Source organism: uncultured Caulobacter sp. (assembly GCF_947036865.1).
Taxonomy (GTDB): domain Bacteria; phylum Pseudomonadota; class Alphaproteobacteria; order Caulobacterales; family Caulobacteraceae; genus Caulobacter.
This window is the reverse complement of sequence record NZ_CAMQSF010000027.1, coordinates 22,934-48,465: the sequence shown is the minus strand read 5'-3', so window position 1 is coordinate 48,465 and position 25,532 is coordinate 22,934. Positions and strand designations below refer to the sequence as shown.

The window sequence follows — 25,532 nt, the reverse complement described above, 5'->3', positions numbered from 1 at the left end:
ACCCGCGACCTCCGGCGTGACAGGCCGGCGCTCTAACCAACTGAGCTACATCCGCGTCGTGCGCCAGGGGCGCGACGGTCGTCCGTGGACCGAGGGGAGGGAAGCTGGCCACCGCGAAGGTGGCGCGAATGACGGGGCTCGAACCCGCGACCTCCGGCGTGACAGGCCGGCGCTCTAACCAACTGAGCTACATCCGCATAACCGTTCGCCGAGGCGAAAGCGCGACCCGCCGATCGGCGAGGCGCGTCTGATATGTCGCGCGGGGACTCGTGTCAACGGCCATATCGTGGAAGCGGCAAATCGCCGTCGCCGGCGCTCGAGTCCCGGCGCGAAACCCTTCGGCCGGCCAGGGCGGTCGGGCCTTGTCGGGCAAAGGCTTGGCCGCGCCGTCGCGACCGATCGCCGATCCGCGAAACCTCGCTAGTTGCGATCGTTTCTCAATGTGTCCGGGGTGTTTGAAGCGCCGACGACAGTGGGCTACAACCCGCTCGATTCAAGCCAAGGGCTGTCATGACCGCCTTCCTCCTCCAGTATCTGCCGATCGTGATCTTTCTCGGGATCGCGGCGGCTATCGGCATCGTCTTCCTGCTGGCCGCCGCCGTGCTCGCGCCGAAGGCGCCCGATCCGGAAAAGCTCTCCGCGTACGAATGCGGCTTCAACGCCTTCGACGACGCGCGCATGAAGTTCGACGTCCGGTTCTATCTGGTGTCGATCCTGTTCATCATCTTCGACCTGGAAGTGGCGTTCCTGTTTCCCTGGGCGGTCACGCTGCTGAAGCTGCCGCACGACGTGGCGCAGTTCGCCTTCTGGTCGATGATGGCCTTCCTCGGCGTCCTGACGGTCGGCTTCATCTACGAATGGAAGAAGGGCGCCCTCGAATGGGAGTGATCGTTCCCGCCAATTCCGCCGGCCGCTCGACGGTCGAGGGCTATGACCCCAAGCTGCACGACCCGTTCTTCGACGGCGTCTCGCAGCAGCTGGCCGACAAGGGCTTCATCACCGCCGCCGCCGACGACCTGATCACCTGGGCCCGCACCGGCTCGCTGATGTGGATGACGTTCGGCCTGGCCTGTTGCGCGGTCGAGATGATGCAGGCCTCGATGCCGCGCTACGATCTGGAGCGCTACGGCTTCGCGCCGCGCGCCAGCCCGCGCCAGTCGGACGTGATGATCGTCGCCGGCACGCTGACCAACAAGATGGCCCCGGCTCTGCGCAAGGTCTACGACCAGATGCCCGAGCCGCGCTATGTCATCTCGATGGGCAGCTGCGCGAACGGCGGCGGCTACTACTATTACAGCTACAGCGTCGTGCGCGGCTGCGACCGCGTGGTGCCGGTGGACATCTATGTCCCGGGCTGCCCGCCCACGGCCGAGGCCCTGGTCTACGGCGTGCTGCAGCTGCAGAAGAAGATTCGTCGGATGGGGACGATCGAGCGATGACCGACGTGGTTCCGACCGAGACCGCCGCTTCGCCGCTCGAGCTGCTGGGTCAGGCGATCGTCGCCAACAGCACGGGCGCGATCACCGGCTATTCCATCGCGTTCGGCGAGCTGACCGTGCATGGCCCGGCCCACCGCGTGGTCCAGGCGCTGGAGTTCCTGCGCGATCATCCCGAGTGCCGCTTCCACCAGCTGGTGGACCTGACGGCCGTCGACTATCCGCAGCGCGAGCGTCGTTTCGACGTGGTCTATCACCTGCTGTCGCTGGTGAAGAACCATCGCATCCGCCTCAAGGTCCAGACCGACGAGGACACCGCCGTTCCCAGCGTGACGCCGGTCTTCCCGGTCGCCGACTGGTTCGAGCGCGAGGCGTTCGACATGTACGGCGTCTTCTTCGAGGGCCATCCGGATCTGCGCCGGATCCTGACCGACTACGGCTTCCACGGCCACCCGCTGCGGAAGGACTTCCCCATGACGGGCTATGTGGAGGTGCGCTACGACGACGAGCTCAAGCGCGTCGTCTACGAACCCGTCAAGATCACCGAGTTCCGTGCGTTCGATTTCCTCTCGCCCTGGGAAGGCGCCAAGTACGCGCTGCCCGGTGACGAGAAAGCCGAGAAGCGAGCGGGGGATGCCTGATGATGGGTTTGCGACGGCCGACGTTCCGTTCCGCCACCGCGTTCTTTCTGGTCGCCTTTTCGACCGCGTTCCTGATGACCATCGGGATGCGGTTGACCGGCTGGTTCACGAAGGCGCCGGTGATCACGCCGGATCAGAACAGGTCCCTGGGCGTCGCGATCATGATCTCCGTCATCACCTTGGCCATCGGGGCCAGCATCCGCCGGATGGAAGTGGCCGAACTGCGCAGCGCCTTGCTGGGCGCGGCCTCCGTGCTGCTGGCCCTGCCGCTTTCCCAGGCCGCGATCTCCCAGAGCTGGAGCGTCGCGACCACCATCGTCACCTTGTTGGGCGTCGTCCTGCTCATGGCCGGACTGATCGTGTCGCTCAGCATCGAGCAGCGTAACGAAGGTCAGAACCCATGACCGGCACCAATTCGCCCGCCGCGGCGACCGACTTCTTCCGTGACGAGGCCACGGTTCCGGCGATCCCGGAAACGCTCGTCCGCAAGTTCAACATCAATTTCGGCCCGCAACATCCGGCCGCGCACGGCGTGCTGCGCCTTGTTCTGGAGCTGGACGGCGAAATCGTCGAACGCGTCGATCCGCACATCGGCCTGCTGCATCGCGGCACCGAAAAGCTGATGGAAGCGCGCACCTATCTGCAGAACGTGCCGTACTTCGACCGCCTGGACTACGTGGCGCCGATGAACCAGGAGCACGCGTTCTGCCTGGCCATCGAGAAGCTGCTGGGCGTCGAGGTTCCGATCCGCGGCCAGATCATCCGTGTTCTGTATTCCGAAATCGGCCGCATCCTGAACCACCTGCTGAACGTGACGACCCAGGCCATGGACGTCGGCGCCCTGACGCCGCCGCTCTGGGGCTTCGAGGAGCGCGAGAAGCTGATGGTCTTCTACGAGCGCGCCTGCGGCGCTCGCCTGCACTCCAACTATTTCCGCCCGGGCGGCGTCCACCAGGACCTGCCGCCGGAGCTGGTCGAGGACATCGACGCCTGGGCCAAGGCCTTCCCGAAGATCTGCGACGACATCGAGGGCCTGATCACCGACAACCGCATCTTCAAGCAGCGCAACGTCGACATCGGCGTGGTCAGCAAGGAAGACGCGATCGCCTGGGGCTTCTCGGGTGTGATGGTTCGCGGCTCCGGCATCGCCTGGGACCTGCGCCGCAGCCAGCCCTACGAGAACTACAACGACTTCGAGTTCGACATCCCGCTGGGCAAGAACGGCGACTGCTACGACCGCTATCTCTGCCGCATGCAGGAGATGCGCGAGTCGACCAAGATCATCCGCCAGGCCTGCGACATGCTTCGCAAGACGCCGGGCCCGGTGCTGTCGGAGGACAACAAGGTCAGCCCCCCGCGCCGCGCCGAGATGAAGCGGTCGATGGAAGCGCTGATCCATCACTTCAAGCTCTATACCGAAGGCTTTAAGACGCCCGAGGGCGAGGTCTATGCCTGCGTCGAGGCGCCAAAGGGCGAGTTCGGCGTCTATGTGGTCTCGGACGGCACCAACAAGCCCTATCGGTGCAAGATCCGCGCCCCGGGCTTCCCGCACCTGGCCGCCATGGACTGGATGAACCGCGGCCACATGCTGGCCGACGTCTCGGCCATCCTCGGCTCGCTGGACATCGTGTTCGGGGAGATCGACCGTTGAGCCTGGCCGATATCGCCCAGGCGCAGCTCGACGCCTACAACGCCCAGGACCTCGACGCGCACTGCGTCCACTTCGCCGACGACGTGATCGTGGGCGGGCTGAACGGCGATGTCGCGCGGACCGGAATCGAGGCTTACCGCGCCTGGTACGAAAAGGTCTTTTCGGATTTTCCGAAGAACAAGGCCCAGCTGCTGAACCGCATCGTGGTCGGCTCGAACGTGATCGATCACGAGCGCGTCGACCGCGGCAACGGCGATCCCGTGTTCGAGGTCGCCGCCATCTACACTTTCAAGGGCGACAAGATCGCTCGCGTTGATTTCGCCCGATGAGCGCCCCGAAATGAGTGTGAGACGTCTCGCTAAAGAACAGCCCGCCAGCTTCGCCTTCTCGGCGGAGAGCCAGGCCAAGGCCGACTGGTGGAAGGCCAAGTACCCGCCCGCGCGCAAGCAGTCGGCGGTGATCCCGATGCTGTGGCTGGCCCAGAAGCAGGAAGGCTGGGTGTCGGAGCCCGCGATCCAGGAGATCGCCAGGCAGCTCGAAATGCCGGTCATCCGCGTGCTGGAGGTCGCCACCTTCTACGTGATGTTCCAGCTGCAGCCGGTCGGCAAGGTCGCCTTCGTGCAGCTGTGCGGCACGACGCCGTGCCAGCTGCGCGGCGCCGAGGACCTGAAGAAGGTCCTGAAGGCCAAGATCGGCGACGCCAACCATGTCTCCGCCGACGGCAAGTTCAGCTGGGAAGAGGTCGAATGCCTGGGCGCGTGCTGCAACGCCCCGATGGCCGCGATCAACGACTACTACTACGAGGACCTGACGCCGGAGACCCTGGCCCAGATCCTCGACGACTTCGCGGCCGGCAAGGCCCCGAAGCCGGGCAGCTACGACGGCCGCGGCGCGTCGGAGCCGAAGGGCGCGATCCACACGCTCACGGACCCGAAGCTGTACGACGGCTCGTACGCCAAGAAGATCAAGATCCCGAACCTGCCCGAGAAGCCGAAGGCCTCGAAGGCCAAGCCGGAACCCACCGCCTAACATGACCGCCGACGCCGCTCTCCAGAAGAAGCGCCTGACCGTGATGCTCGCCATCAACGCGGTGTGCTTCGTGCTGGCCGGCGTGGCGATCTATGGCGCGGTGTCGCTGCGGATCGACTGGCTGCGGCTGGTCTTCCTGGGCGCGATTCTCGCGGGTCTGGGCTCGCACGTCTGGTTCATCCTGGGCTGGATGCGGGCGACCAAGGGGGAGGGCGCCTCGTCATGATCGACGACAGCGCGCTCAACATCCGCAGGGCCGCCTACGCGGACTCCATTCGGGCGCTCGGCCGCCGGGAGCGCGGCGTGGGTTTCCTGGCCTGTCTCGTCGGCGCGATCCTGTTGATCTGGGGCCGCACCGTCCAAGGCGCGCCGTCTTGGGCGGTCGTCGCCGGTCTCGTCACGATTGGCGTGGGCTGGTCGCTTTTCGCCTATGTCATTCTCCGTCGGACGCGCTATGTGCGCGCCCATCCTTTCGATCCGCAAAGCTGAGTCATGGTCGGTATCCTCGAAGACAAGGACCGCATCTTCACCAACCTCTACGGTCTCCACGACTGGGGCCTCGAGGGCGCGAAGAAGCGCGGCTGCTGGAATGGCACCAAGGACATCCTGGACGCCGGGCGCGACTGGATCATCGACAACATGAAGAACTCCGGCCTGCGCGGCCGGGGCGGCGCCGGTTTCTCGACCGGCCTGAAGTGGTCGTTCATGCCCAAGGAAGTGAAGGAAGGCCGTCCTCACTACCTGGTGGTCAACGCCGATGAGTCCGAGCCGGGCACCTGCAAGGACCGGGAGATCATGCGGCATGACCCGCATCTCCTGATCGAGGGCTGCCTGATCGCCTCGCGCGCCATGCTGGCCCACGCCTGCTACATCTATATCCGCGGCGAGTACGTGTTCGAGCGCGAGCGCCTGGAGGCGGCGATCAAGCAGGCCTACGAGGCCAAGCTGATCGGCAAGGACAATGTCCACGGCTGGGACTTCGACCTCTACGTCCACCACGGCGCCGGCGCCTATATCTGCGGCGAAGAGACGGCCCTGCTGGAAAGCCTGGAAGGCAAGAAGGGCCAGCCGCGCCTGAAGCCGCCGTTCCCGGCCGGCGCGGGTCTCTATGGCATGCCGACCACGGTCAACAACGTCGAGAGCATCGCCGTCGCGGGCACCATCCTGCGCCGCGGCGCGGCCTGGTTCGCCGGCTTCGGCCGTCCGAACAACGCCGGCACCAAGCTCTTCTGCGTCTCGGGCCATGTGAACCTGCCCTGCAACGTCGAAGAGGCGATGAGCATCCCGTTCCGCCAGCTGATCGAGGATCACTGCGGCGGCGTCCGGGGCGGCTGGGGCAACCTGAAGGCCGTCATCCCGGGCGGCTCGTCGGTGCCGATGATCCCGGCCGAGCAGTGCGAAGACCTGCCGATGGACTTCGACGCCCTGCGCAATCTGAAGTCGGGCCTCGGCACGGCGGCCGTGATCGTCATGGACAAGTCGACCGACCTGGTCCGCGCCATCGCCCGCCTGTCGTACTTCTACAAGCACGAGAGCTGCGGCCAGTGCACGCCGTGCCGCGAGGGCACCGGCTGGATGTGGCGCGTCATGGAGCGCATGGCGACCGGCGAGGCCGATCCGAAGGAGATCGACACCCTGCTGGACGTCACGACCCAGGTCGAGGGTCACACCATCTGCGCCCTGGGCGACGCGGCCGCCTGGCCGATCCAGGGCCTGTTCCGCCACTTCCGCCACGAGGTGGAGGAGCGGATCGCGTCGTATCGCGCCGGCCGCCCGCACGTGCAGGGCGCCAAGCTGATCGCGGCGGAGTAGGGAAGTGGCCGACGAACCGGACAATCTGGTTCTTGTCCTCCTCCAGAGGATGAACGATCGCCTGGTCCGCATGGACGAGAAGATCGATCGTCTTGTGGATGACGTGCGAGACCCGAAGGTCCGGATGAGTAACGTGGAAGAAGGATTGGGCGGGGTCAATCGCCGCCTGGATCGGCTTGAAGTGCGTGTCGAACGTATCGAAAAGCGTCTGGAACTAGTGGATTCGCCCTACGGCGGAGTGCGGGAATAATGGCTACAGCCAAGGTCAATGGCGTCGAGGTCGAGTTCGAGCCCGGCATGACGGTTCTGCAGGTCGCGGAACTGGCCGGGGAGGAGATCCCGCGCTTCTGCTATCACGAGCGCCTCAGCATCGCCGGCAACTGCCGCATGTGCCTGGTCGAGGTGAAGCCCGGCCCGCCGAAGCCGCAGGCCTCGTGCGCCCTGCCGGCCGCCGAGGGCCAGGAGATCTTCACCAAGACCCCGATGGTCAAGAAGGCCCGCGAAGGGGTGATGGAGTTCCTGCTCATCAACCACCCGCTGGACTGCCCGATCTGCGACCAGGGCGGCGAGTGCGACCTGCAGGACCAGGCCATGGGCTATGGCCGCGACGACAGCCGCTACGAGGAGAACAAGCGCGCGGTCGAGGAAAAGGCCATGGGCCCCCTCATCAAGACCGTGATGACGCGCTGCATCCAGTGCACGCGTTGCGTCCGCTTCATCACCGAGGTCGCCGGCTCGCCGGAAATCGGCCTGATCTCGCGCGGCGAAGACGTTGAAATCACGACCTATCTGGGCGCGGCGGTGACGTCGGAGCTCAGCGCCAACGTCATCGACCTGTGCCCGGTCGGCGCCCTGACCTCCAAGCCCTACGCCTTCGAAGCCCGTCCTTGGGAACTGAAGAAGACCGAGAGCGTCGACGTGATGGACGCGCTCGGCTCGGCCATCCGCGTCGACGCCCGCGGCAACGCGGTGCTGCGCGTGCTGCCGCGCGTCAATGACGAGGTCAACGAGGAGTGGATCTCGGACAAGACGCGCTACGCCGTCGACGGCCTGCAGCGCCAGCGCCTGGACCGTCCTTACGTCCGCGTCGGCGGCAAGCTTCAGCCCGCCACCTGGGCCCAGGCCTTCCAGGCGATCGCGGTCAAGATCAAGGCGACCGCGCCCGAGCGGATCGGCGTCATCGCCGGCGACCTGCAGGACGCCGAGAGCCTGAAGGCGACCAAGGACCTGTTCACCGCCCTGGGCGTGAAGAACCTCGACAGCCGCCAGGACGGGTCGGCCCTGGGCGCGGGTCCGCGCGAGGGCTGGCTGTTCAACGCGACGATCGCCGGGATCGAGAACGCCGACGTCGTGCTGTTCGTCGGGGCCAATCCGCGCCTCGAGGCGCCGGTGCTGAACGCCCGGTTCCGCAAGCAATGGCTGGCCGGCAAGACGCGCTTCGGCGTCATCGGCGAGCAGGCCGACCTGACCTTCGGCTATGACTATCTGGGCGCCGGCGCCAAGACGCTGTCGGGCCTGGCCAAGAGCAAGAACGACTTCGTCGCCGCCCTGAAGGCCGCCGAGCGTCCCGCGATCATCATCGGCCAGGGGGCCCTGGCCCGCGCCGATGGCGCGGCGATCCTCAAGGCCGCCGCCGGCCTCGCCAAGACGATGAAGGTGGTGCGCGAAGGCTGGAACGGCTGGAACGTGCTGCACACCGCCGCCGCCCGCGTCGCGGGCCTCGACATGGGCTTCATCCCGGCCGAGGGCGGCCTGTCGACCGCCGACATGCTGAAGCCGGGCGCCCTGGACGTGCTCTTCCTGCTCGGCGCCGACGAGTGCGAGACGGCCGCCTCGGACGCCTTCAAGATCTATCTCGGCACGCACGGCGACAACGGCGCCCACAAGGCCGACGTGATCCTGCCGGGCGCGGCCTACACCGAAAAGAACGGCCTCTATGTGAACCTGGAAGGCCGGGTCCAGGTGGGCCGCCGCGCGGTGTTCCCGAAGGGCGAGGCCAAGGAAGACTGGTCGATCCTGCGGGCGCTGTCGGAGGTGCTGGGCCACAAGCTGCCCTATGACAGCCTGGACCAACTGCGCGCCAAGCTGTTCGCCGATCACCCGACCTTCGGCCAGATCGATTACGCGCCGGGCTCCGTGGCCACGGCGTTCGACGTCGGCGCGCTGGGCGCCGACGGCGAGGTATCGGACGCGCCGTTCGAGAGCCCGATCAAGGCCTTCCACCTGACCAACCCCATCGCGCGCGCCAGCGTGACCATGGCCGAATGCGCGGCCGTGGCCTCGGGCGCCGCCAAGATCGCCGCGGAGTAGATCGTGGACCAGACCAATCCGCTTCTCTGGTTTGGCCTCACGACCGGCGGCGTGCTGCTGGTGGTGATCTGGGTTCTGCTGAGCCTGGCCTTCCTGCTGCTGGCCGACCGCAAGATCTGGGCCGGCGTCCAGATGCGCAAAGGCCCGAACGTGGTCGGCCCCTTCGGCCTGCTGCAGTCGTTCGCCGACTTCTTCAAGTTCGTGCTGAAGGAGATCGTGATCCCAGCCGGCGCCGACAAGGTCGTGTTCATCCTGGCCCCGCTGATCAGCCTGGTGCTGGGCTTCGTCGGCTGGGCCGTGGTGCCGTTCGCGCCGGGCTGGGTCGTCTCCAACCTCAATGTCGGCATTCTCTACCTGCTAGCGATGAGCTCGCTGGGCGTCTACGGCATCATCATGGGCGGCTGGGCTTCGAACTCGAAGTACCCGTTCCTGGGCGCGCTGCGCTCGGCGGCGCAGATGGTGTCTTACGAAGTCTCGATCGGCCTGATCATCATCACCGTGATCCTGCTGGCGGGTTCGATGAACCTGTCGACCATCGTCGAAAAGCAGAACGGCTGGTTCTGGAACTGGAACGTGTTCGGCGGCGCGGGTCTGAAGAACCTGATCCTGCTGCCGGTCATGGTCGTTGCCATGGGCATGTTCTACATCTCGGGCCTGGCCGAGACGAACCGTCCGCCGTTCGACCTGCCGGAAGCCGAATCCGAGCTCGTGGCCGGCTACCAGGTCGAGTACAGCTCGACGCCGTACCTGCTGTTCATGGTCGCCGAATATTCGAACATCGTGCTGATGTGCGCGATGATCAGCGTGCTGTTCTTCGGCGGCTGGAACCTGGGCCTGCCGATCGACCTGGTGGCGATGTGGGGCTGGTGGGGCAAGCTGGCCCTGGCGCTGGTCTTCTACGCCAAGATCGTCTTCTGGTTCTTCATGTTCGCCATGGCCAAGGCCATCGTGCCTCGCTACCGCTACGACCAGCTGATGCGGTTGGGCTGGAAGGTGTTCCTGCCGACCTCGCTGGTGCTGGTGGCCGCGGTCGCCGCCTGGCGCGTGTTCGGACCGGGGGCCTGATGCGCCGCGCCGCCGTCTTCGCGCTGGGACTGACCGGTCTCGCCCTCTCGGCCTGCCAGGCCGTGACGGCGCCGAACCAGTCCTACTCGCTGGGAGACGGCGTCGTGGCCTATGACGACCTGCGTCGCGCCGGCGACAAGTGCAAGGCCGACGGCGGGACGATCCGATTCAAGGAGGACGGGGGCGACCCCGCCCAGCTTTCGAACTACACCTGCGTGATCCCGCGCAAGACGAAGTAGCGGCCTTTCGGCCCGTATTGTTTTAGGAGAGGCTCTGGTGTTCCAGCGCATCACTCAGGCGGTCAAGGGCGCGGCCCTTCTGGACTTCGCGGGGGCGTTCGGCCTGGCCATGAAGTACATGGTCGCCCCGAAGAAGACGGTGATCTATCCGAACGAGCGCAACCCGCAGTCGCCGCGTTTCCGGGGCGAGCACGCCCTGCGTCGCTATCCCTCGGGCGAAGAACGCTGCATCGCCTGCAAGCTCTGCGAGGCCGTGTGCCCCGCCCAGGCCATCACGATCGAGGCCGAACCGCGCGAGGACGGCAGCCGCCGCACGACCCGCTACGACATCGACATGGTCAAGTGCATCTATTGCGGTCTGTGCCAGGAGGCCTGCCCGGTCGACGCCATCGTCGAGGGGCCGAACCTGGAGTTCGCGACCGAGACCCGCGAAGAGCTCTATTACGACAAGCAACGGCTTCTCGATAACGGCGACCGGTGGGAGCGCCTGATCGCGAAGAATCTGGAGTTGGACGCGCCCTACCGCTAAAGGACGGGCGAATCCGAAGGCGGCGGCGCGTCGTTCCGATGCGCGGTCATTGGACTTAAGTTTTCAGGGGAGCCCTGGGCCGATGCCCTTGCAGGCGATCGCATTCTATCTGCTGGCTTTCGTGACCCTCGCGTCGGGCTTGCTCGTCGTGTCGGCCAAGAACCCGGTGCACTCGGTGCTCTTCCTGATCACCGCCTTCTTCTCGGCCGCCGGCCTCTTCGTCCTCTTGGGCGCGGAGTTCCTGGCGATGCTGCTGGTCGTTGTCTATGTCGGCGCGGTGGCGGTGCTGTTCCTGTTCGTCGTCATGATGCTGGACGTCGACTTCGCCGAGCTGCGGCAGGGCTTCACCCAGTACCTGCCCTATGGCGGCGCGGTCGGGGTGGTGATCGCCGTCGAGATGGTGATGGTCATCGCGGCCGTGGCCAGCAACGGCGCGGCCGCCAAGCACGCGCTGCCGAACGCCTCGCCGGGTGGGGCGTCGAACACCGAGGCGCTGGGCCGGGTGCTCTACACCGACTACGTCTTCTTCTTCCAACTGGCGGGCCTGGTGCTGCTGGTCGCCATGATCGGCGCCATCGTCCTGACCCTGCGCCACAAGCCCGGCGTCAAGCGCCAGGACATCGGCAAGCAGGTCGCCCGCACGCCCAAGACCGGCATGCAGCTGGTCCAGATCAAGCCGGGTGAGGGGATCTCCGAATGATCGGCCTGCCGCACTATCTCGTCGTCGCCGCGATCCTGTTCACGATCGGCGTCTTCGGCATCTTCGTGAACCGCAAGAACATCATCGTCATCCTGATGTCGATCGAGCTGATCCTGCTGGCGGTGAACATCAACCTGGTGGCGTTCTCGGCCTTCCTGCACGACGTGGCGGGGCAGATCTTCGCCATGTTCGTGCTGACCGTGGCCGCCGCCGAGGCGGCCGTGGGTCTGGCCATCCTCGTCACCTTCTTCCGCAACCGCGGCGACATCGCGGTTGACGACGCCAGCATGATGAAGGGCTAAGCGACGTCATGCAGACGCTTGTCACTATTCTCGTTTTCGCGCCGATCATCGCCGCCGCCATCGCCGGCCTGTTCGGCCGCCGTATCGGCAACGTGGCCTCGCAGTCGGTCACGACCGGCGCGCTGATCCTGGCCTGCGCCCTGTCCTGGTACACGTTCAGCCAATGGACCTGGGGCCACATGGAGGCCTTCACCGTCCAGCTGTTGCCGTTCATCCACGTCGGGGACTTCCAGGCCAACTGGTCGATCCGCATCGACGCCCTGTCGGCGACCATGCTGATCGTGGTCACGACGGTCTCGGCCCTCGTGCACATCTATTCCTGGGGCTACATGGCCGAGGACGACAGCAAGCCGCGCTTCTTCGCGTACCTGTCGCTGTTCACCTTCGCCATGCTGTCGCTGGTCACCGCCGCCGACTTCATGCAGCTGTTCTTCGGCTGGGAAGGCGTGGGCCTGGCCTCGTACCTGCTGATCGGCTTCTGGTACAAGAAGCCCTCGGCCAGCAGCGCCGCCATCAAGGCCTTCGTAGTCAACCGCGTCGGGGACTTCGGCTTCGCTCTGGGCATCATGACGACCTTCTGGGCGTTCGGCACGATCCAGTTCGCCGAGATCTTCCCGCAGATCGCCGCTCACGCCGGCAAGACCTGGCAGTTCGCGGGGCACACGTTCCCGCTGATGGATATCGCCTGCTTCCTGCTATTCATCGGCGCGATGGGCAAGTCGGCGCAGTTCTTCCTGCACACCTGGCTGCCGGACGCCATGGAAGGCCCGACCCCGGTCTCGGCCCTGATCCACGCGGCCACCATGGTCACCGCCGGCGTCTACATGCTGTGCCTGCTGTCGCCGATGTTCGAATACGCGCCCGTCGCCAAGAACATCGTCACGGTGATCGGCGCGGTGACGGCCCTGTTCGCCGCCACGGTCGGCCTGACCCAGAACGACATCAAGCGCGTGATCGCCTACTCGACCTGTTCGCAGCTGGGCTACATGTTCTTCGCGGCCGGTGTCGGCGCCTATCAGGCGGCCATGTTCCACCTGTTCACCCACGCCTTCTTCAAGGCCCTGCTGTTCCTGGGCGCCGGTTCGGTGATCCACGGCATGCACCACGAGCAGGACATGCGGAAGTACGGCGCCCTGGCCAAGCTTCTGCCGGTGACCTTCATCGCCATGACGATCGGCACGATCGCCATCACGGGCCTGGGCATCCCGCCGCTGGAGCTGGGCTTCGCCGGCTTCTACTCGAAGGACACCATCATCGAGGCGGCGTTCGCGGCGGGCCAGCACAACCCGATCGGCATGTTCGCCTGGGTGATCGGCGTCCTCGTGGCGGGCCTGACTTCTTTCTACTCCTGGCGCCTGGCCTTCTTCACCTTCAACGGCCACGCCCGCTGGGGTCATTACGACCACCACGCGCACGGCCACGACGATCACGCCTCGCACGCCCAGATCGAGACGCACGACGAGCCGCTGCCGGACGATCACCACGACGATCACGGCCATGGCCACGACCACAAGCCGCACGAAAGCCCCTGGGTGATGCTGTTCCCGCTGGTGGTGCTGTCGATCGGCGCCATCGCCGCCGGCTTCGTGTTCGTCGATTATTTCGTCGGCCACGAGCAGGGCGAGTTCTGGCGCGGCGCGATCTTCAACGCCCCGACCAACCACGTGCTGCACGAGGCCCATGGCGTCGCCGAGTGGGTCAAGTACAGCCCGCTGGTCGCCACGATCATCGGTCTGATCGCCGCCTGGTACGTCTACATCCTGAAGGAAGGCCTGGGCGCCAAGCTGGCCGCCCGTCAGGGGCCGCTGTACGTCTTCTTCTACAACAAGTGGTTCTTCGACGAGCTCTATCAGGCCACCTTCGTGCGCCTGGCCAAGTTCCTCGGCGACCTGTTCTGGAAGGGCGGCGACCAGAAGCTCATCGACGGCCTGGGCCCCGATGGCGTCAGCGCGGTCTCGTACGAGGTCGGCAAGCGCACCGGCAAGCTGCAGACCGGCTATCTCTACCACTACGCGTTCGTCATGCTGCTCGGCGTCGCCGGCCTGCTGACCTTCGCCCTATACGCCTTCCGTTGAGGGGACGGAGTTCATGATCGGCCTTCTCAGCCTTACGACCTTCGCGCCGCTGCTCGGCGTCGTGGCGATCCTCGCCGCGCGCGCCCTGAACGGCGCGAGCGGAAAGACCGACACGCTCGCCAAGTGGATCGCCCTGGTGACCACGCTGGTGACGTTCGGCCTGTCGATCGTCCTCGTCGCCCAGTTCGACCCGAAGAACCCCGGCTTCCAGTTCGTGGAAGACATCGCCTGGTTCGCGGGCCTGCACTATCGGATGGGCGTCGACGGCATCTCGGTGCTGTTCGTCCTCCTGACCGCCTTCCTGCTGCCGATCTGCGTGGTGGCCAGCTGGAAGTCGGTCGAAAAGCGCGTGGTTGAATATCTGATCGCCTTCCTGGTTCTCGAGACCCTGGTGATCGGCGTGTTCTGCGCGCTGGACCTGATCCTGTTCTACCTCTTCTTCGAGGGCGGCCTGGTCCCGATGTTCCTGATCATCGGCATCTGGGGCGGCAAGCGCCGGGTCTACGCGGCCTACAAGTTCTTCCTCTACACGCTGCTCGGTTCGGTGCTGATGCTGGCGGCCATCCTGGCCATGATCGCCATCGCCCACACCTCGTCGATCCCGGCGCTGATGACCTTCAAGTTCGCGCCGTGGCTGCAGACCTGGCTGTGGCTGGCCTTCTTCGCCAGCTTCGCGGTGAAGATGCCGATGTGGCCCGTGCACACCTGGCTGCCCGACGCCCACGTCGAGGCGCCGACCGCCGGCTCGGTCATCCTGGCGGGCATCCTGCTGAAGATGGGCGGCTACGGCTTCATGCGCTTCAGCCTGCCGATGTTCCCCAATGCCTCGGAGCTGTTTCAGCCGCTGGTGTTCGCGATGTCGGTGATCGCCATCGTCTACACCTCGCTGGTCGCCTTCCGGCAGACCGACATCAAGAAGCTGATCGCCTATTCGTCGGTCGCCCACATGGGCTTCGTGACCATGGGCATCTTCTCGGGCAACGCGACCGGCGAGCAGGGCGCCCTGTTCCAGATGCTGAGCCACGGGGTGATCTCGGGCGCGCTCTTCCTCTGCGTCGGCGTCGTCTACGACCGCATGCACACCCGCGAGATCGCCTTCTACGGCGGTCTGACCAGCCGGATGCCGTGGTACGCCGCGACCTTCATGCTGTTCACCATGGGCAATGTCGGCCTGCCGGGCACTTCGGGTTTTGTCGGGGAAATCCTGACCATGACCGGCGCCTACAAGGCCTCGACCTGGACCGCGCTGGTCGCCGCCTCGGGCGTGATCTTCTCGGCCGTCTACGCCCTGACCCTGTATCGCCGCGTGATGTTCGGCGAGATCACCAACCCGCAGCTGGCCACGATCACCGATCTGGACACGCGCGAGATCCTGATCTTCGCCCCGCTGATCGTGTCGACCCTGGTGCTGGGCATCTATCCGAATTTCGTGTTCAACCTGACCGCGTCGTCCGTCGACGCGCTGGTCGGCGCCTGGCGCGCCGCCGTGGGCGGGTGAGGAGCCAATGACGTTTTCCGCCAACTTCTCGCTCGTTCTGCCCGAGGTCGTCCTCGCGGTCGCGGCCCTGGTCCTGCTGGTCGCCGGCGCCTTCCGGGGCAAGGTCGGACCGATCTTCACCCTGGCCGCCGTCGCGGCCCTGATCGCGGCCGCCGCCACGGCGGTGTTCGGTCCGCACGGCCACGCCTTCAACGGCGTTTACGCGGCCGACGCCGCGGCGACCTACGCCAAGGTGGCCATCTATCTGTCGAGCGCCGTGGCCATCGTGCTCGGCGACCGCTGGCTGGCCCAGCGCGGCGACCAGAAGTTCGAATACGCGGTCCTGGTCATCCTGGCCGCCGTCGGCATGGGCGTCACCGCCTCGGCCGGCGACCTGATCAGCCTCTATGTCGGCGTCGAGCTGCAATCGCTGGCCCTGTACGTGCTGGCCGCCATGCGGCGCGACGACGCCAAGTCGTCGGAAGCGGGCCTGAAGTACTTCGTGCTGGGCGCCCTGTCGTCGGGCCTGCTGCTGTACGGCAGCTCGCTGATCTACGGCTTCACCGGCTCGACCCACTTCAGCCAGATCGCCCTGGCCGCCGCCCATGGCGGGACGCACGGCACGGGCCTGCTGTTCGGCCTGGTGTTCGTGATCTGCGGCCTGGCGTTCAAGGTCTCGGCCGCGCCGTTCCACATGTGGACCCCGGACGTCTACGAAGGCGCCCCGACCCCGGTGGTCGGCTTCTTCGCCGCCGCGCCGAAGCTGGCCGCCATGATGATGTTCGCTCGCGTGCTGGGCGACGCCTTCCCGGCCTCGGGCGACAAGTGGCGTCAGATCCTGGTGATCGCGGCTCTGCTGTCGGTCTTCGTCGGCGCCTTCGCGGGCCTGGCCCAAAGCAATCTGAAGCGCCTGTGGGCCTACTCCTCGATCGCCAATGTCGGCTACGCCCTGCTGGGCGTGGCGGCCGGCGGCGAGAAGGGCCTGCAGTCGATGCTGGTGTTCATGGTGCTCTACATGGTCGACGTCACCGGCTTCTTCGCCTGCCTTCAGGCGCTGAACCGCGGCGGCAAGTCGATGGAGACCATTCAGGACATGGCCGGTCTGGTGAAGGAGCGCCCCGGCATCGCCGTCGCCATGACCGCCTTCTCGCTGTCGGCCCTGGGCCTGCCGCCGTTCTCGGGCTTCTGGTCGAAGTACTATGTGTTCGGCGCGGCGCTGGCCACGGGCGATGTGATGATGCAATGGGCCGCGGTGCTGGGCCTGGTCGGTTCGGTCGTGGCGGCCTTCTACTATCTGCGCCTGATCAAGACGATGTGGTTCGACGAGTCGGCCGGCGCGGTCGACGCGCCGTCGCCCTCGGCCCGCGCCGTCGGCTTCGCGGCCGCGATCTTCTCGTTCCCGATCGTGTTGGTGGCCCTGATGTGGCTCGACCCCGCCGCCAAGGCCGCCGCGGCCGCCTTTGGTCACGCGTGACGTGACGGGCGGCGCGCCCGTCGTCGTCCTCGACGAGATCGACTCCACCAACGCCGAGGCCCGTCGCCGGGCCGAGGCGGGCGAGACCGGGCCGCTATGGCTGCTCGGCCTTCGCCAGACCGCAGGCCGCGGTCGCCGCGGGCGCGCCTGGGAGACGGGAGCGGGCAATCTCGCCGCCACCTATCTGTTTCGCACCGACAAGCCACCCGCCGAGGCGGCGCAGGTGTCCTTCGTCGCCGCCCTCGCGGTGGCCGACATGCTGGGTCAGTACGCGCCGGCCAAGCTGGTCAGCCTGAAATGGCCCAATGATCCGCTGCTCGGCGGCCTCAAGGTCAGCGGGATCCTGGTCGAGTCCGGCGCGTCGCCGACGGGCGGGCTGTGGATCGCCGTTGGGATCGGCGTCAATCTCGCGCGCAAGCCGATCGACGCCGAACGGCCCGCCACCGCCATCGCCACCTACCGCGACAGCCCGCCGCCATCGCCGATCGAAGCCTTGGAAGTGCTTTCGGGCGCGTTCGATCGCTGGTCCCGGACGTGGACCACCCTCGGCTTTCCCGCCATCGCCGACGCCTGGACGGCGCGCGCCCACGGCCTGGGCGAGGCCTGCGTCGCGCGTCTGGGAACGGAGACGGTTGAGGGCGTCGCCGAGGGCCTGGACGGCGACGGCGCGCTGCGGCTTCGTCTGGCCGACGGCCAAGTCCGCCGGATCACCGCCGGCGATGTCTTCTTTGGAGGCGCGTGATGCTGCTGGCCATTGAGCAGGGCAACACCAACACGATGTTCGCCATTCACGACGGCCAGTCGTGGGTGGCCCAATGGCGGGCGGCGACCGAGAGCACCCGCACCGCCGACGAATACGTGGTCTGGCTCTCGCAGCTTCTGTCGATGCAGGGCCTGGGCTTCCGGGCCATCGACGCGGTGATCATCTCCAGCGTCGTGCCGCAGTCGATCTTCAATCTGCGCAACCTTTCCCGCCGCTATTTCGGCGTCGAGCCGCTGGTGATCGGCGAGAACGCCAAGCTGGGCATCGACGTCCGCATCGAAAAGCCGTCCGAGGCCGGGGCGGACCGCCTGGTCAACGCCATCGGCGCTCACATGGTCTACTCGGGCCCGCTGATCGTCATCGACAGCGGCACGGCGACGACCTTTGACATCGTCGCGGCGGACGGCGCGTTCGAGGGCGGGATCATCTCGCCGGGCATCAACCTCTCGATGCAGGCGCTGCACGAGGCGGCGGCGAAGCTGCCCCGGATCGCCATCCAGCGTCCCGCCGGTAACAAGATCGTGGGGCGCGACACCGTGTCCGCGATGCAGTCTGGCGTGTTCTGGGGATATATCTCTCTGATCGAGGGCCTCGTGTCGCGCATCAAGGCCGAGCGCGCCGAGCCCATGACCGTCATCGCCACCGGCGGTGTCGCCTCGCTGTTCGAGGGCGCCACCGACAGCATCGACCATTTTGACTCGGATCTGACGATCCGGGGCCTCCTCGAAATCTACCGAAGAAACACCATCTCCGAGTCCTGATGAAAAAATCCAAAGACGACGAACTCGTCTTCCTGCCGCTGGGCGGGTCGAACGAGATCGGCATGAACTTCAACCTGTATGGCTTCGGCCCGCCCCACGATCGCAAATGGATCGTGGTCGATCTGGGCGTCACCTTCGGCGACCAGACGACGCCCGGCGTCGAGATCATCCTGCCCGATCCCACCTATATCGAGCCGTATGCCGACGACATCGTCGGCATCGTCCTGACCCACGCGCACGAGGACCATCTGGGCGCCGTGCACTGGCTGTGGCCGCGGCTGAAGGCGCCGGTCTACGCCACGCCGTTCACCGCCTTCCTGCTGCGCGAGAAGCTGCGCGACGCGGACCTGCTGGACGAGGTGCCGATCACCGAGATCCCGCTGGGCGGAACGTTCGAGCTCGGGCCCTTCTCGCTGGAGCTGATCACCCTGACGCACTCGATCCCCGAGCCGAACGGCCTGGCGATCAAGACGCCGCTGGGCACGATCCTGCACACCGGCGATTGGAAGATCGATCCCGAGCCGCAGCTGGGCGCGCCGACCGACGAGGCCGCCATCCGCCGCCTTGGCGACGAAGGCGTTCTGGCCATGGTCTGCGACAGCACCAACGTCTTCGTGGAAGGCCAGGCGGGTTCGGAGGCCGATGTCCGCAAGGCCTTGGGCGACCTGATCCAGAGCCTCAAGGGCAAGATCGCCGTGGCCTGCTTCGCCTCGAACGTGGCGCGGATGGACACCGTGATCCGCGCCGCCCAGGCCAGCGGGCGCAAGGTGTGCCTGGCCGGGCGCTCGATGCACCGCATGGCCGCCGCCGCGCGGTCGGTGGGGCTGCTGCAGGGCATCGAGCCCTTCATCAACGACGACCAGGCCAAGCACCTGCCCGAGAACGAGGTGCTGTTCCTCTGCACCGGCAGCCAGGGCGAGGCCCGCGCGGCGCTGTCGCGCATCGCCGACGGCAGTCATCCCCACGTCAAGCTGGGGCAGGGCGACCACGTGATCTTCTCCTCGCGGGTCATCCCGGGCAATGAGATCCCGATCCGCAATCTGCAGAACAAGCTGGCCGACCGCGGCGTGCGCCTGCACACCGAGCGCGACACGCCAGGCATCCACGTCTCGGGCCACCCGTGCCGCGACGAGCTGCGCCAGATGTATTCCTGGGTGCGTCCGCACATCGCCGTGCCGACCCACGGCGAGCGCCGCCACCTGATCGAGCACGCCGCCTTCGCCAAGGATCTGCAGGTCCCGCACGCCGTCTCGCCGCGCAACGGCGACATGGTGCGCCTGGCCCCTGGCCAGCCGGGGATCATCGACGAGGTGCCGGCCGGCCGCCTCTATGTCGACGGCGGCGTCGTCACGCCGGAGAACGGCGAGGCCCTGCGCGAGCGGCGGCACGCGGCGTTCAATGGCATGCTGGCGGTCTCGATCGTGCTCGACGGCCGCAACAGGATCGTCTCGGGCCCGCAGGTGCGCGGCATCGGTCTCACCGGGGACGACGAGTACAGCCTCGACGACGCGCTGGACGACCTCTGCGAGGAGGCCGAGAGCGCCTACAAGAAGCTGGACGGCGACGCCCGCGAGCTCGACGAGACCATCGAGAGCGCCATCTCCCGCGCCGTGAAGAAGGCGGCGTTCCGCATCTGGGAGCGTAAGCCCGTGGTAGAGACGACGGTGCTGAGGCTCTGATCGGGTAGGGCGGCCGCGAAAACGCCGTGGTCGCCCTATCTTTCCGCAATGCAGCACTGGTGCTAGGCCATCACCCAACAACCAGAAAAGCAGCGGGAGTTTCGGCGATGATCGGCAAGTTGAACCATGTGGGCGTCGCGACGCCTTCGATCGACGACTCTGTGAAGCTGTATCGCGAGTTGCTCGGCGCCACCTCGGTGACCGAGAAGTGGGCGATGCCGGAGCAGGGGGTTTGGGTGTGTTTCGTCAACCTGCCCAACAGCCAGATCGAACTGATCGAGCCGTATGGCGAAAATTCCCCGATCCACGGCTTCCTGGCCAAGAATCCGAAGGGCGGCCAGCACCACATCTGCTTCGAGGTCGAGAACATCTACGAAGCTCGCGACGATCTGGTCGCCAAGGGCGCGACGGTGCTGGGCGAGCCGCGCATCGGCGCCCATGGCACGCTGATCATCTTCGTTCACCCCAAGGACATGGGCGGCCTGCTGGTCGAGCTCATGGAAACGCCCAAGGAGGCGCATCACTGATGAGCCCGATCACCTGGTTCGCGATCTACGCCACCATCTGGTGGACGGTGTTGTTCGCCGTGCTGCCGCTGGGCTCGCGCAGCTTCCACGAGGCCGGGATCACACCGCCGCCGGGCGCGGATCCCGGGGCCCCGGTCAATCCGGACCTGAAGCGCAAGTTCCTGACGACCACCTGGGTTTCGGCGATCGTGTTCGCGATCTTCTTCGCCGTGGTGCAGTTCCATCTGGTCACTCTGCCGGATCTTCCGGCCGCGGCCTGACCGGCGGGCGCCCAAGGCTTGGGCGTGGCGTGGGCGATTTGCCCTCGATCGCCCAAGGCTTGGGCGAACCACCTCGATTTTGGCGCGCGGGCCGCACGCCCGTGCCCCAACAGATGTTCGGGCGCTAAGGTGGCTTCAGGAGATCGGCCTTGCCGGTCTCGCTCTGTGGCGTCTTCCCCGACGATGACTGACAGGCCGCGCGGCGATCCGCGCGGCCTCTCTTTTTCCGCCACGGAGCCTTACTTTAGCCTCGCGCGTTGCCAAGCTCACGGCCGAGGGGGTATCTCAAGCCCCTCTCGAATTCCCGGAGTTTCCAAGCTGATGCGCTTGTCGCGCTATTTCCTGCCGGTGCTGAAGGAAGCGCCGTCCGACGCCCAGATCGTTTCGCACCAGCTGATGCTCCGCGCCGGCATGATCCGCCAGGAGGCGGCGGGCATCTACGCCTGGCTGCCGCTGGGCCTGCGCGTGCTGAACAAGATCGAGCAGATCGTCCGCGAGGAAATGGATCGCGCCGGCGCCATCGAGCTGCTGATGCCGACCATCCAGCTGGCCGACCTGTGGCGCGAGAGCGGCCGCTATGACGACTACGGCGACGAGATGCTGCGCATCACCGACCGGCACAAGCGCGAGCTGCTGTTCGGTCCGACGGCCGAGGAAGTCGTCACCGACATCTTCCGCGCCTCGATCAAGAGCTACAAGGACCTGCCCAAGAACCTCTACAACATCCAGTGGAAGTTCCGCGACGAGCGCCGTCCGCGCTTTGGCGTGATGCGCGGCCGCGAGTTCTTCATGAAGGACGCCTACAGCTTCGACCTCGACGCCGATGGGGCGCGCAAGTCCTACAACCGTATGTTCGTGGCCTATCTGAACCTGTTCGCGCGGATGGGCTTGAAGGCCGTGCCGATGCGCGCCGACACCGGTCCGATCGGCGGCGACCTCTCCCACGAGTTCATCGTGCTGGCCGAGACCGGCGAAAGCGCGGTGTTCTGCCACAAGGACCTGGTCGAGATGCCGGCCCCCGGTCCGGACCTCGACTGGATCAACGGCGACCTGCAGCCTCTGGTGAACCAGCGCACGGCGCTCTACGCCGCGACCGAGGAAATGCACGACGAAGCGGCCTTCAACGCCCTGCCGGAAGCCGACCGTCTGTCGGCGCGCGGCATCGAGGTCGGCCACATCTTCTCGTTCGGCACGAAGTACTCCGAGCCGATGAAGGCCACGGTCCAAGGCCCCGACGGCCAGCAGGTCCCGGTGCAGATGGGCAGCTATGGCGTCGGCGTCTCGCGTCTGCTGGGCGCGATCATCGAGGCCAGCCATGACGAGGGCGGCATCATCTGGCCGGAAAGCGTCGCGCCGTTCGACGTCGGCATCGTCAACATGCGCCAGGGCGACGCCGGCTGCGACGAGGTCTGCGACAAGGCCTACGCGGCCCTGACCGCCGCCGGCAAGGACGTGCTCTACGACGACACCGACGCCCGGGGCGGCGCCAAGTTCGCGACCATGGACCTGATCGGCCTGCCCTGGCAGCTGATCGTCGGTCCCAAGGGCGTGGCCGAGGGCGTGGTCGAGGTCAAGAACCGCAAGACCGGCGAGCGCTACACGGCCTCGCTGGACGCCGTGATCGCCAACCTCACTCAAGGACGCTGATGCCAGACGCCCGCGCCGCCGGTCCCTTCAGTCGCTGGGAGCGCTCGGTCGCTCGCCGGTATCTGTTCGCCAAGCGCAAGAACGGCGGCGTGGCGCTGATCGCGATCATCTCGTTCTGCGCGGTGATGCTGGCGGTGTTCGCCCTGATCACCGTGATGAGCGTGATGAACGGGTTCCGGGCCGAGCTCCTCGGCCGGATCCTAGGCTTCAACGGCCATCTCTACGCCCAGTCCCCGCTGATCAACGGGCCGGATCGCGAGACGGTGATCCGCCGGATCAAGGCCGCGCCGGGGGTGATCCAGGCGACGCCGATGGTCGAGGCCCAGGCCATGGTGATCGGGCCGACCCAGGTGACCGGGGCCATCGTGCGTGGCGTCTCGACGGCCGACCTGCGGCGCACCCGGATCATCGCCGACAACATCAAGAAGGGCTCGATGGCCGGCTTCGGCCAGGGCGAGTATGGCGGCGACATCGTGCTGATCGGCGATCGCATGGCCCAAAGCCTGGGCGTCCAGCCCGGCGACGCCATCAGCCTGATCTCGCCCTCGGGCTCGGCCACGGCCTTCGGCAGCGGCACCCAGGAGAAGAGCTACATCGTCGGCGGGATCTTCAGCGTGGGCATGAGCCAGTTCGACGAGGCCTTCGTCTATATGCCTCTGGAGCAGGCCCAGCTGTTCTTCGGTCGCGACACCTCGGTCGACTATGTCGAGATCAAGGTCGACGATCCCGACAAGGCCACCGCGTACAAGCACGATGTCGAGGTCGCCAGCGGTCCCGGCGCCCTCGTCACCGACTGGGTCGACAAGAACCACAGCTATTTCACCGCGCTGCAGGTCGAGCGGAAGGTGATGCGGCTGATCCTGTTCTGCATCGTGGCCATCGCGACGCTGAACATCATTTCCAGCCTGGTCATGCTGGTGAAGAACAAGGGCAAGGACATCGCCATCCTGCGCACCATGGGCGCAAGCCAGGGCGCGGTGCTGCGGATCTTCATCATGGCGGGCGCTTCGATCGGCGTGGCCGGCACGCTTTGCGGCCTGGCGCTGGGCGCGCTCTTCTGCACCTACATCACCCCGATCCAGAATTTCGTGGAATGGGCGACGGGGACCTCGGTGTTCAACGCCGACGTCTACATGCTCTCGCACATTCCGGCGAAGATCGACTGGACGGAGGTGGGCGGCATCGTCGCGATCTCGGCCCTGATGAGCATCCTGGCGACGCTGCCGCCGGCGCTGCGCGCCTCCCGCCTCGATCCGGTGGAGGCGCTGCGTTATGAGTGAGCCCATCCTGGCCCTGCGCGGAGTCGAGCGCGTCTACAAGACCGAGGCCGGCGACCTGCCCGTGCTGCGCGGCGTCGATCTCGACGTCTATCCCGGCGAAGTGGTCGGCTTGATCGGCCCCTCCGGCTCCGGCAAGTCGTCGCTGCTGCACTCCGCGGGCCTCCTGGAGCATCCCGACGCCGGCCTCGTCGCCCTGGAGGGCCGCGACTGCTCGCGGCTCTCGGAGCGGGCGCGAACCCGCATTCGCCTGGGCACGGTGGGCTTCGTCTATCAGTTCCACCACCTGCTGCCCGAGTTCACCGCGCTGGAGAACGTCGCGATGCCGCTGACCATCGCCGGCAAGCGTCGCAAGGACGCGGAGGCGAGGGCGCTCGAACTGCTCGAGAGCCTGGGGCTCGGCGCCCGCGTTCACCACCAGCCCGCTCAGATGTCCGGCGGCGAGCAGCAGCGGGTGGCCATCGCCAGGGCCCTGGCCAATCGCCCCAAGCTGCTGCTGGCCGACGAGCCGACGGGGAACCTCGACCCGGCCACGTCGGCGGCGGTGTTCCAGGCGCTGTACGAGGTCGCCCGCCAGCAGGGCGTGGCGGCCTTGATCGCGACGCACAACATGGAGCTGGCGCGCTATATGGATCGCGTGATGGCCTTGAAGAACGGCCACCTTGAGGCTCAGCGCTTCTAGAACTGCTGGCGGAAGGCCGCTTGCAGAACCGTCTGGGTCTGCCGGGGCGCCAGCCCCAGCCGCGCGCGATCGCGCCGGAAGCTGCTGATGCGCAGCGCCTCGAACACGACCTGTCGGTTCGGCATTACGTCCCAGCGATAGGCGGCCAGCTGCGACCAGCCGTGCTCGGCGTTGTTGTCCGTGCCCTTGTTGGTGCGGTCGGTCGTCGAGAAGTGATCCAGGCGCGCGGTCAGCGAGCCCGGGCCGACCGCCTTGCTTGCCGAGACATAGGCCGCCTCGAACCCCATGTCGGCCCAAATCCCCAAGGCGTTCGAGTAGCCCATCAGGGTTTCGCCGGTCATGGCCTGGGCTTTCAGGGCGACCGCGTCGAGGTCCAGTCGCGCGCCGAGGTTCCAGAACCGTGTCTGCCAAGACCATTCGCGATGGGCGTCGACGCTAGTGCGGTCGCCGCGATTGTCGTAGCCGAACAGATCGATCGTCACCCGTGACGAAGGCTGCCAGGCCAGACGGCCGTAATAGCCTATATGCCCGTCGATCTCGGCCAGCGGTGTGGTGAACGGCGCTTGCCGCGTCGCCATCTTGGCGCTGAGCGGCGGCAGCGGGAAGCGGCCGAACACCGGCGACTTCAGATCGTGCAACGCCCAGCCGCGGAAGGTCAGCTCGGTGCCTGAGGTGTCGCCGTGCTTGAAGCCGCCGGCGGTCAGGGTGAAGGTCTGGTCGCCGAGCGTCCGCCGGACCGTGGCCTCGACCCCGACGACCTTGGTCTCCTCCGCCACCCAGCTATTGATCGCCGACGGCGTGAGCGTGTCGGCGACGGACCAGTCGAGGCCGTCATGCTCCAGCGAGATCGGCGGATAGAAGACCCCGGCGCGGCCGGAGATCCGCACCGCCGACCCAGGCCGCGAGCGATAGGCCAGATAGCCCTCGCCAAGCTCGATCAGATGTCGTTGCCCGTCCTGGCTCTCGCCGACCACCACGGCCGAGAGGGTGTCGGAAAACCGCGGGTTCCAGACCAGCGCGGCCTCGCCCAGGCGCAGGCCCTGGTGGCCGGCGCCGAAGCGGGCCTTGCCGACGCGGCCGTCGACCCAGGAGGCTTCGCCGTCGGCGCCCACCAAGCGCAGATCAATGACGCCGGACACCGTCTCACGTGAAAAGAGATCAGCCTCCGCGCGCGCCGCTTCGCCTAGCGCCAAGCT

The 25,532-nt window shown here is 66.7% G+C and carries 29 protein-coding genes and 1 tRNA gene; 28 read left to right on the top strand and 2 right to left on the bottom strand.

Translation table 11 applies throughout. From position 1 onward, the window contains the following. Nucleotides 1–120: 120 nt before the first annotated feature. Nucleotides 121–197, bottom strand: a tRNA-Asp gene (locus Q0V34_RS14315). Between the two features lie 313 nt (nucleotides 198–510). Here Q0V34_RS14315 and Q0V34_RS14310 point away from each other — a divergent pair. The 28 genes from Q0V34_RS14310 to Q0V34_RS14175 all read left to right on the top strand — a co-directional run bounded on the left by Q0V34_RS14310 (nucleotide 511) and on the right by Q0V34_RS14175 (nucleotide 24,336). After that, nucleotides 511–888, top strand: a complete 378-nt coding sequence (locus tag Q0V34_RS14310; protein WP_297513020.1) for an NADH-quinone oxidoreductase subunit A — start codon at nucleotides 511–513, stop codon at nucleotides 886–888. Then, complete coding sequence (locus Q0V34_RS14305; protein ID WP_297513018.1) at nucleotides 858–1,439, top strand: NADH-quinone oxidoreductase subunit B family protein; 582 nt, start codon at nucleotides 858–860, stop codon at nucleotides 1,437–1,439. The genes Q0V34_RS14310 and Q0V34_RS14305 overlap by 31 nt, the downstream gene beginning before the upstream one ends. Beyond that, nucleotides 1,436–2,077: an NADH-quinone oxidoreductase subunit C gene (locus tag Q0V34_RS14300; RefSeq protein ID WP_297513016.1), complete on the top strand. Its 642-nt coding sequence runs from the start codon at nucleotides 1,436–1,438 to the stop codon at nucleotides 2,075–2,077. Before Q0V34_RS14305 ends, Q0V34_RS14300 begins: the two co-directional genes overlap by 4 nt. 2 nt (nucleotides 2,078–2,079) lie before the next feature. After that, nucleotides 2,080–2,481 (top strand): hypothetical protein, encoded by a 402-nt coding sequence (locus tag Q0V34_RS14295; RefSeq protein ID WP_297513029.1) that lies wholly within the window; start codon nucleotides 2,080–2,082, stop codon nucleotides 2,479–2,481. After that, on the top strand, nucleotides 2,478–3,728 hold the full coding sequence (locus Q0V34_RS14290) for an NADH-quinone oxidoreductase subunit D (RefSeq protein ID WP_297513014.1): 1,251 nt from the start codon (nucleotides 2,478–2,480) through the stop codon (nucleotides 3,726–3,728). Before Q0V34_RS14295 ends, Q0V34_RS14290 begins: the two co-directional genes overlap by 4 nt. Then, nucleotides 3,725–4,057: a nuclear transport factor 2 family protein gene (locus Q0V34_RS14285; protein WP_297513012.1), complete on the top strand. Its 333-nt coding sequence runs from the start codon at nucleotides 3,725–3,727 to the stop codon at nucleotides 4,055–4,057. Before Q0V34_RS14290 ends, Q0V34_RS14285 begins: the two co-directional genes overlap by 4 nt. Nucleotides 4,058–4,067: 10 nt before the next feature. Next, the gene (gene nuoE / locus Q0V34_RS14280; protein WP_297513010.1) at nucleotides 4,068–4,757 is read left to right on the top strand and encodes an NADH-quinone oxidoreductase subunit NuoE; all 690 of its coding nucleotides are present in this window, start codon (nucleotides 4,068–4,070) and stop codon (nucleotides 4,755–4,757) included. Nucleotide 4,758: 1 nt separating this feature from the next. Beyond that, nucleotides 4,759–4,983 carry a hypothetical protein gene (locus Q0V34_RS14275; RefSeq protein WP_297513008.1) on the top strand — a complete coding sequence of 75 codons (225 nt, stop codon included), beginning with the start codon at nucleotides 4,759–4,761 and terminating at the stop codon, nucleotides 4,981–4,983. Continuing rightward, on the top strand, nucleotides 4,980–5,246 hold the full coding sequence (locus Q0V34_RS14270) for a hypothetical protein (protein WP_297513006.1): 267 nt from the start codon (nucleotides 4,980–4,982) through the stop codon (nucleotides 5,244–5,246). The genes Q0V34_RS14275 and Q0V34_RS14270 overlap by 4 nt, the downstream gene beginning before the upstream one ends. Nucleotides 5,247–5,249: 3 nt before the next feature. Next, nucleotides 5,250–6,569: an NADH-quinone oxidoreductase subunit NuoF gene (nuoF, locus tag Q0V34_RS14265; RefSeq protein ID WP_297513003.1), complete on the top strand. Its 1,320-nt coding sequence runs from the start codon at nucleotides 5,250–5,252 to the stop codon at nucleotides 6,567–6,569. 4 nt (nucleotides 6,570–6,573) lie between these two features. Beyond that, nucleotides 6,574–6,819 (top strand): hypothetical protein, encoded by a 246-nt coding sequence (locus tag Q0V34_RS14260; RefSeq protein ID WP_297513001.1) that lies wholly within the window; start codon nucleotides 6,574–6,576, stop codon nucleotides 6,817–6,819. After that, on the top strand, nucleotides 6,819–8,879 hold the full coding sequence (gene nuoG / locus Q0V34_RS14255; RefSeq protein ID WP_297512999.1) for an NADH-quinone oxidoreductase subunit NuoG: 2,061 nt from the start codon (nucleotides 6,819–6,821) through the stop codon (nucleotides 8,877–8,879). The genes Q0V34_RS14260 and nuoG overlap by 1 nt, the downstream gene beginning before the upstream one ends. Further along, the gene (gene nuoH, locus Q0V34_RS14250) at nucleotides 8,880–9,944 is read left to right on the top strand and encodes an NADH-quinone oxidoreductase subunit NuoH (protein ID WP_297513027.1); all 1,065 of its coding nucleotides are present in this window, start codon (nucleotides 8,880–8,882) and stop codon (nucleotides 9,942–9,944) included. It begins immediately after the preceding gene. Continuing rightward, nucleotides 9,944–10,183: a hypothetical protein gene (locus tag Q0V34_RS14245; protein WP_297512997.1), complete on the top strand. Its 240-nt coding sequence runs from the start codon at nucleotides 9,944–9,946 to the stop codon at nucleotides 10,181–10,183. The genes nuoH and Q0V34_RS14245 overlap by 1 nt, the downstream gene beginning before the upstream one ends. Nucleotides 10,184–10,220: 37 nt before the next feature. Then, nucleotides 10,221–10,712: an NADH-quinone oxidoreductase subunit NuoI gene (gene nuoI, locus Q0V34_RS14240; protein ID WP_297512995.1), complete on the top strand. Its 492-nt coding sequence runs from the start codon at nucleotides 10,221–10,223 to the stop codon at nucleotides 10,710–10,712. Between the two features lie 82 nt (nucleotides 10,713–10,794). Next, nucleotides 10,795–11,412 carry an NADH-quinone oxidoreductase subunit J gene (locus Q0V34_RS14235; protein WP_297512993.1) on the top strand — a complete coding sequence of 206 codons (618 nt, stop codon included), beginning with the start codon at nucleotides 10,795–10,797 and terminating at the stop codon, nucleotides 11,410–11,412. Continuing rightward, nucleotides 11,409–11,714 (top strand): NADH-quinone oxidoreductase subunit NuoK, encoded by a 306-nt coding sequence (gene nuoK, locus Q0V34_RS14230; RefSeq protein WP_172271469.1) that lies wholly within the window; start codon nucleotides 11,409–11,411, stop codon nucleotides 11,712–11,714. Before Q0V34_RS14235 ends, nuoK begins: the two co-directional genes overlap by 4 nt. 8 nt (nucleotides 11,715–11,722) lie before the next feature. Next, nucleotides 11,723–13,789, top strand: a complete 2,067-nt coding sequence (nuoL, locus tag Q0V34_RS14225; protein WP_297512991.1) for an NADH-quinone oxidoreductase subunit L — start codon at nucleotides 11,723–11,725, stop codon at nucleotides 13,787–13,789. Between the two features lie 13 nt (nucleotides 13,790–13,802). Beyond that, nucleotides 13,803–15,287 (top strand): NADH-quinone oxidoreductase subunit M, encoded by a 1,485-nt coding sequence (locus Q0V34_RS14220; RefSeq protein WP_297512989.1) that lies wholly within the window; start codon nucleotides 13,803–13,805, stop codon nucleotides 15,285–15,287. A gap of 7 nt (nucleotides 15,288–15,294) precedes the next feature. Then, nucleotides 15,295–16,740 (top strand): NADH-quinone oxidoreductase subunit NuoN, encoded by a 1,446-nt coding sequence (gene nuoN / locus Q0V34_RS14215; RefSeq protein ID WP_297512987.1) that lies wholly within the window; start codon nucleotides 15,295–15,297, stop codon nucleotides 16,738–16,740. Between the two features lies 1 nt (nucleotide 16,741). Then, nucleotides 16,742–17,482, top strand: a complete 741-nt coding sequence (locus Q0V34_RS14210; protein WP_297513025.1) for a biotin--[acetyl-CoA-carboxylase] ligase — start codon at nucleotides 16,742–16,744, stop codon at nucleotides 17,480–17,482. After that, nucleotides 17,479–18,264, top strand: a complete 786-nt coding sequence (locus Q0V34_RS14205) for a type III pantothenate kinase (protein ID WP_297512985.1) — start codon at nucleotides 17,479–17,481, stop codon at nucleotides 18,262–18,264. Before Q0V34_RS14210 ends, Q0V34_RS14205 begins: the two co-directional genes overlap by 4 nt. Continuing rightward, the gene (locus Q0V34_RS14200; RefSeq protein WP_297512982.1) at nucleotides 18,264–19,943 is read left to right on the top strand and encodes a ribonuclease J; all 1,680 of its coding nucleotides are present in this window, start codon (nucleotides 18,264–18,266) and stop codon (nucleotides 19,941–19,943) included. The genes Q0V34_RS14205 and Q0V34_RS14200 overlap by 1 nt, the downstream gene beginning before the upstream one ends. Nucleotides 19,944–20,050: 107 nt before the next feature. Then, a complete protein-coding gene (gene mce / locus Q0V34_RS14195) occupies nucleotides 20,051–20,470 on the top strand; it encodes a methylmalonyl-CoA epimerase (RefSeq protein WP_297512980.1) in 420 nt (139 codons plus the stop codon). Further along, nucleotides 20,470–20,730: a DUF1467 family protein gene (locus Q0V34_RS14190; RefSeq protein WP_297512979.1), complete on the top strand. Its 261-nt coding sequence runs from the start codon at nucleotides 20,470–20,472 to the stop codon at nucleotides 20,728–20,730. Before mce ends, Q0V34_RS14190 begins: the two co-directional genes overlap by 1 nt. A gap of 321 nt (nucleotides 20,731–21,051) precedes the next feature. Further along, the gene (gene proS / locus Q0V34_RS14185; RefSeq protein WP_297512977.1) at nucleotides 21,052–22,377 is read left to right on the top strand and encodes a proline--tRNA ligase; all 1,326 of its coding nucleotides are present in this window, start codon (nucleotides 21,052–21,054) and stop codon (nucleotides 22,375–22,377) included. Continuing rightward, on the top strand, nucleotides 22,377–23,657 hold the full coding sequence (locus tag Q0V34_RS14180) for a lipoprotein-releasing ABC transporter permease subunit (protein WP_297512975.1): 1,281 nt from the start codon (nucleotides 22,377–22,379) through the stop codon (nucleotides 23,655–23,657). The genes proS and Q0V34_RS14180 overlap by 1 nt, the downstream gene beginning before the upstream one ends. Further along, nucleotides 23,650–24,336: an ABC transporter ATP-binding protein gene (locus Q0V34_RS14175; RefSeq protein WP_297512972.1), complete on the top strand. Its 687-nt coding sequence runs from the start codon at nucleotides 23,650–23,652 to the stop codon at nucleotides 24,334–24,336. Before Q0V34_RS14180 ends, Q0V34_RS14175 begins: the two co-directional genes overlap by 8 nt. Here the strand turns inward: Q0V34_RS14175 and Q0V34_RS14170 are convergent. Further along, complete coding sequence (locus tag Q0V34_RS14170; protein WP_297512970.1) at nucleotides 24,333–25,475, bottom strand: hypothetical protein; 1,143 nt, start codon at nucleotides 25,473–25,475, stop codon at nucleotides 24,333–24,335. The two genes, Q0V34_RS14175 and Q0V34_RS14170, sit on opposite strands and share 4 nt — an antisense overlap. Nucleotides 25,476–25,532 lie beyond the last annotated feature (57 nt).

Excerpts from the sequence above, each read along its gene's own strand:
- nuoE (WP_297513010.1), top strand. The coding sequence starts at position 4,068 with ATGAGTGTGAGACGTCTCGCTAAAGAACAGCCCGCCAGCTTCGCCTTC.
- Q0V34_RS14310 (WP_297513020.1), top strand. The coding sequence starts at position 511 with ATGACCGCCTTCCTCCTCCAGTATCTGCCGATCGTGATCTTTCTCGGG.
- Q0V34_RS14275 (WP_297513008.1), top strand. The coding sequence starts at position 4,759 with ATGACCGCCGACGCCGCTCTCCAGAAGAAGCGCCTGACCGTGATGCTC.
- nuoF (WP_297513003.1), top strand. The coding sequence starts at position 5,250 with ATGGTCGGTATCCTCGAAGACAAGGACCGCATCTTCACCAACCTCTAC.
- nuoN (WP_297512987.1), top strand. The coding sequence starts at position 15,295 with ATGACGTTTTCCGCCAACTTCTCGCTCGTTCTGCCCGAGGTCGTCCTC.
- nuoL (WP_297512991.1), top strand. The coding sequence starts at position 11,723 with ATGCAGACGCTTGTCACTATTCTCGTTTTCGCGCCGATCATCGCCGCC.
- Q0V34_RS14270 (WP_297513006.1), top strand. The coding sequence starts at position 4,980 with ATGATCGACGACAGCGCGCTCAACATCCGCAGGGCCGCCTACGCGGAC.
- Q0V34_RS14175 (WP_297512972.1), top strand. The coding sequence starts at position 23,650 with ATGAGTGAGCCCATCCTGGCCCTGCGCGGAGTCGAGCGCGTCTACAAG.
- Q0V34_RS14305 (WP_297513018.1), top strand. The coding sequence starts at position 858 with ATGGAAGAAGGGCGCCCTCGAATGGGAGTGATCGTTCCCGCCAATTCC.
- Q0V34_RS14245 (WP_297512997.1), top strand. The coding sequence starts at position 9,944 with ATGCGCCGCGCCGCCGTCTTCGCGCTGGGACTGACCGGTCTCGCCCTC.
- nuoG (WP_297512999.1), top strand. The coding sequence starts at position 6,819 with ATGGCTACAGCCAAGGTCAATGGCGTCGAGGTCGAGTTCGAGCCCGGC.
- Q0V34_RS14190 (WP_297512979.1), top strand. The coding sequence starts at position 20,470 with ATGAGCCCGATCACCTGGTTCGCGATCTACGCCACCATCTGGTGGACG.
- mce (WP_297512980.1), top strand. The coding sequence starts at position 20,051 with ATGATCGGCAAGTTGAACCATGTGGGCGTCGCGACGCCTTCGATCGAC.
- Q0V34_RS14220 (WP_297512989.1), top strand. The coding sequence starts at position 13,803 with ATGATCGGCCTTCTCAGCCTTACGACCTTCGCGCCGCTGCTCGGCGTC.
- Q0V34_RS14235 (WP_297512993.1), top strand. The coding sequence starts at position 10,795 with ATGCCCTTGCAGGCGATCGCATTCTATCTGCTGGCTTTCGTGACCCTC.
- Q0V34_RS14180 (WP_297512975.1), top strand. The coding sequence starts at position 22,377 with ATGCCAGACGCCCGCGCCGCCGGTCCCTTCAGTCGCTGGGAGCGCTCG.
- Q0V34_RS14290 (WP_297513014.1), top strand. The coding sequence starts at position 2,478 with ATGACCGGCACCAATTCGCCCGCCGCGGCGACCGACTTCTTCCGTGAC.
- Q0V34_RS14300 (WP_297513016.1), top strand. The coding sequence starts at position 1,436 with ATGACCGACGTGGTTCCGACCGAGACCGCCGCTTCGCCGCTCGAGCTG.
- nuoK (WP_172271469.1), top strand. The coding sequence starts at position 11,409 with ATGATCGGCCTGCCGCACTATCTCGTCGTCGCCGCGATCCTGTTCACG.
- Q0V34_RS14295 (WP_297513029.1), top strand. The coding sequence starts at position 2,080 with ATGGGTTTGCGACGGCCGACGTTCCGTTCCGCCACCGCGTTCTTTCTG.
- proS (WP_297512977.1), top strand. The coding sequence starts at position 21,052 with ATGCGCTTGTCGCGCTATTTCCTGCCGGTGCTGAAGGAAGCGCCGTCC.
- Q0V34_RS14200 (WP_297512982.1), top strand. The coding sequence starts at position 18,264 with ATGAAAAAATCCAAAGACGACGAACTCGTCTTCCTGCCGCTGGGCGGG.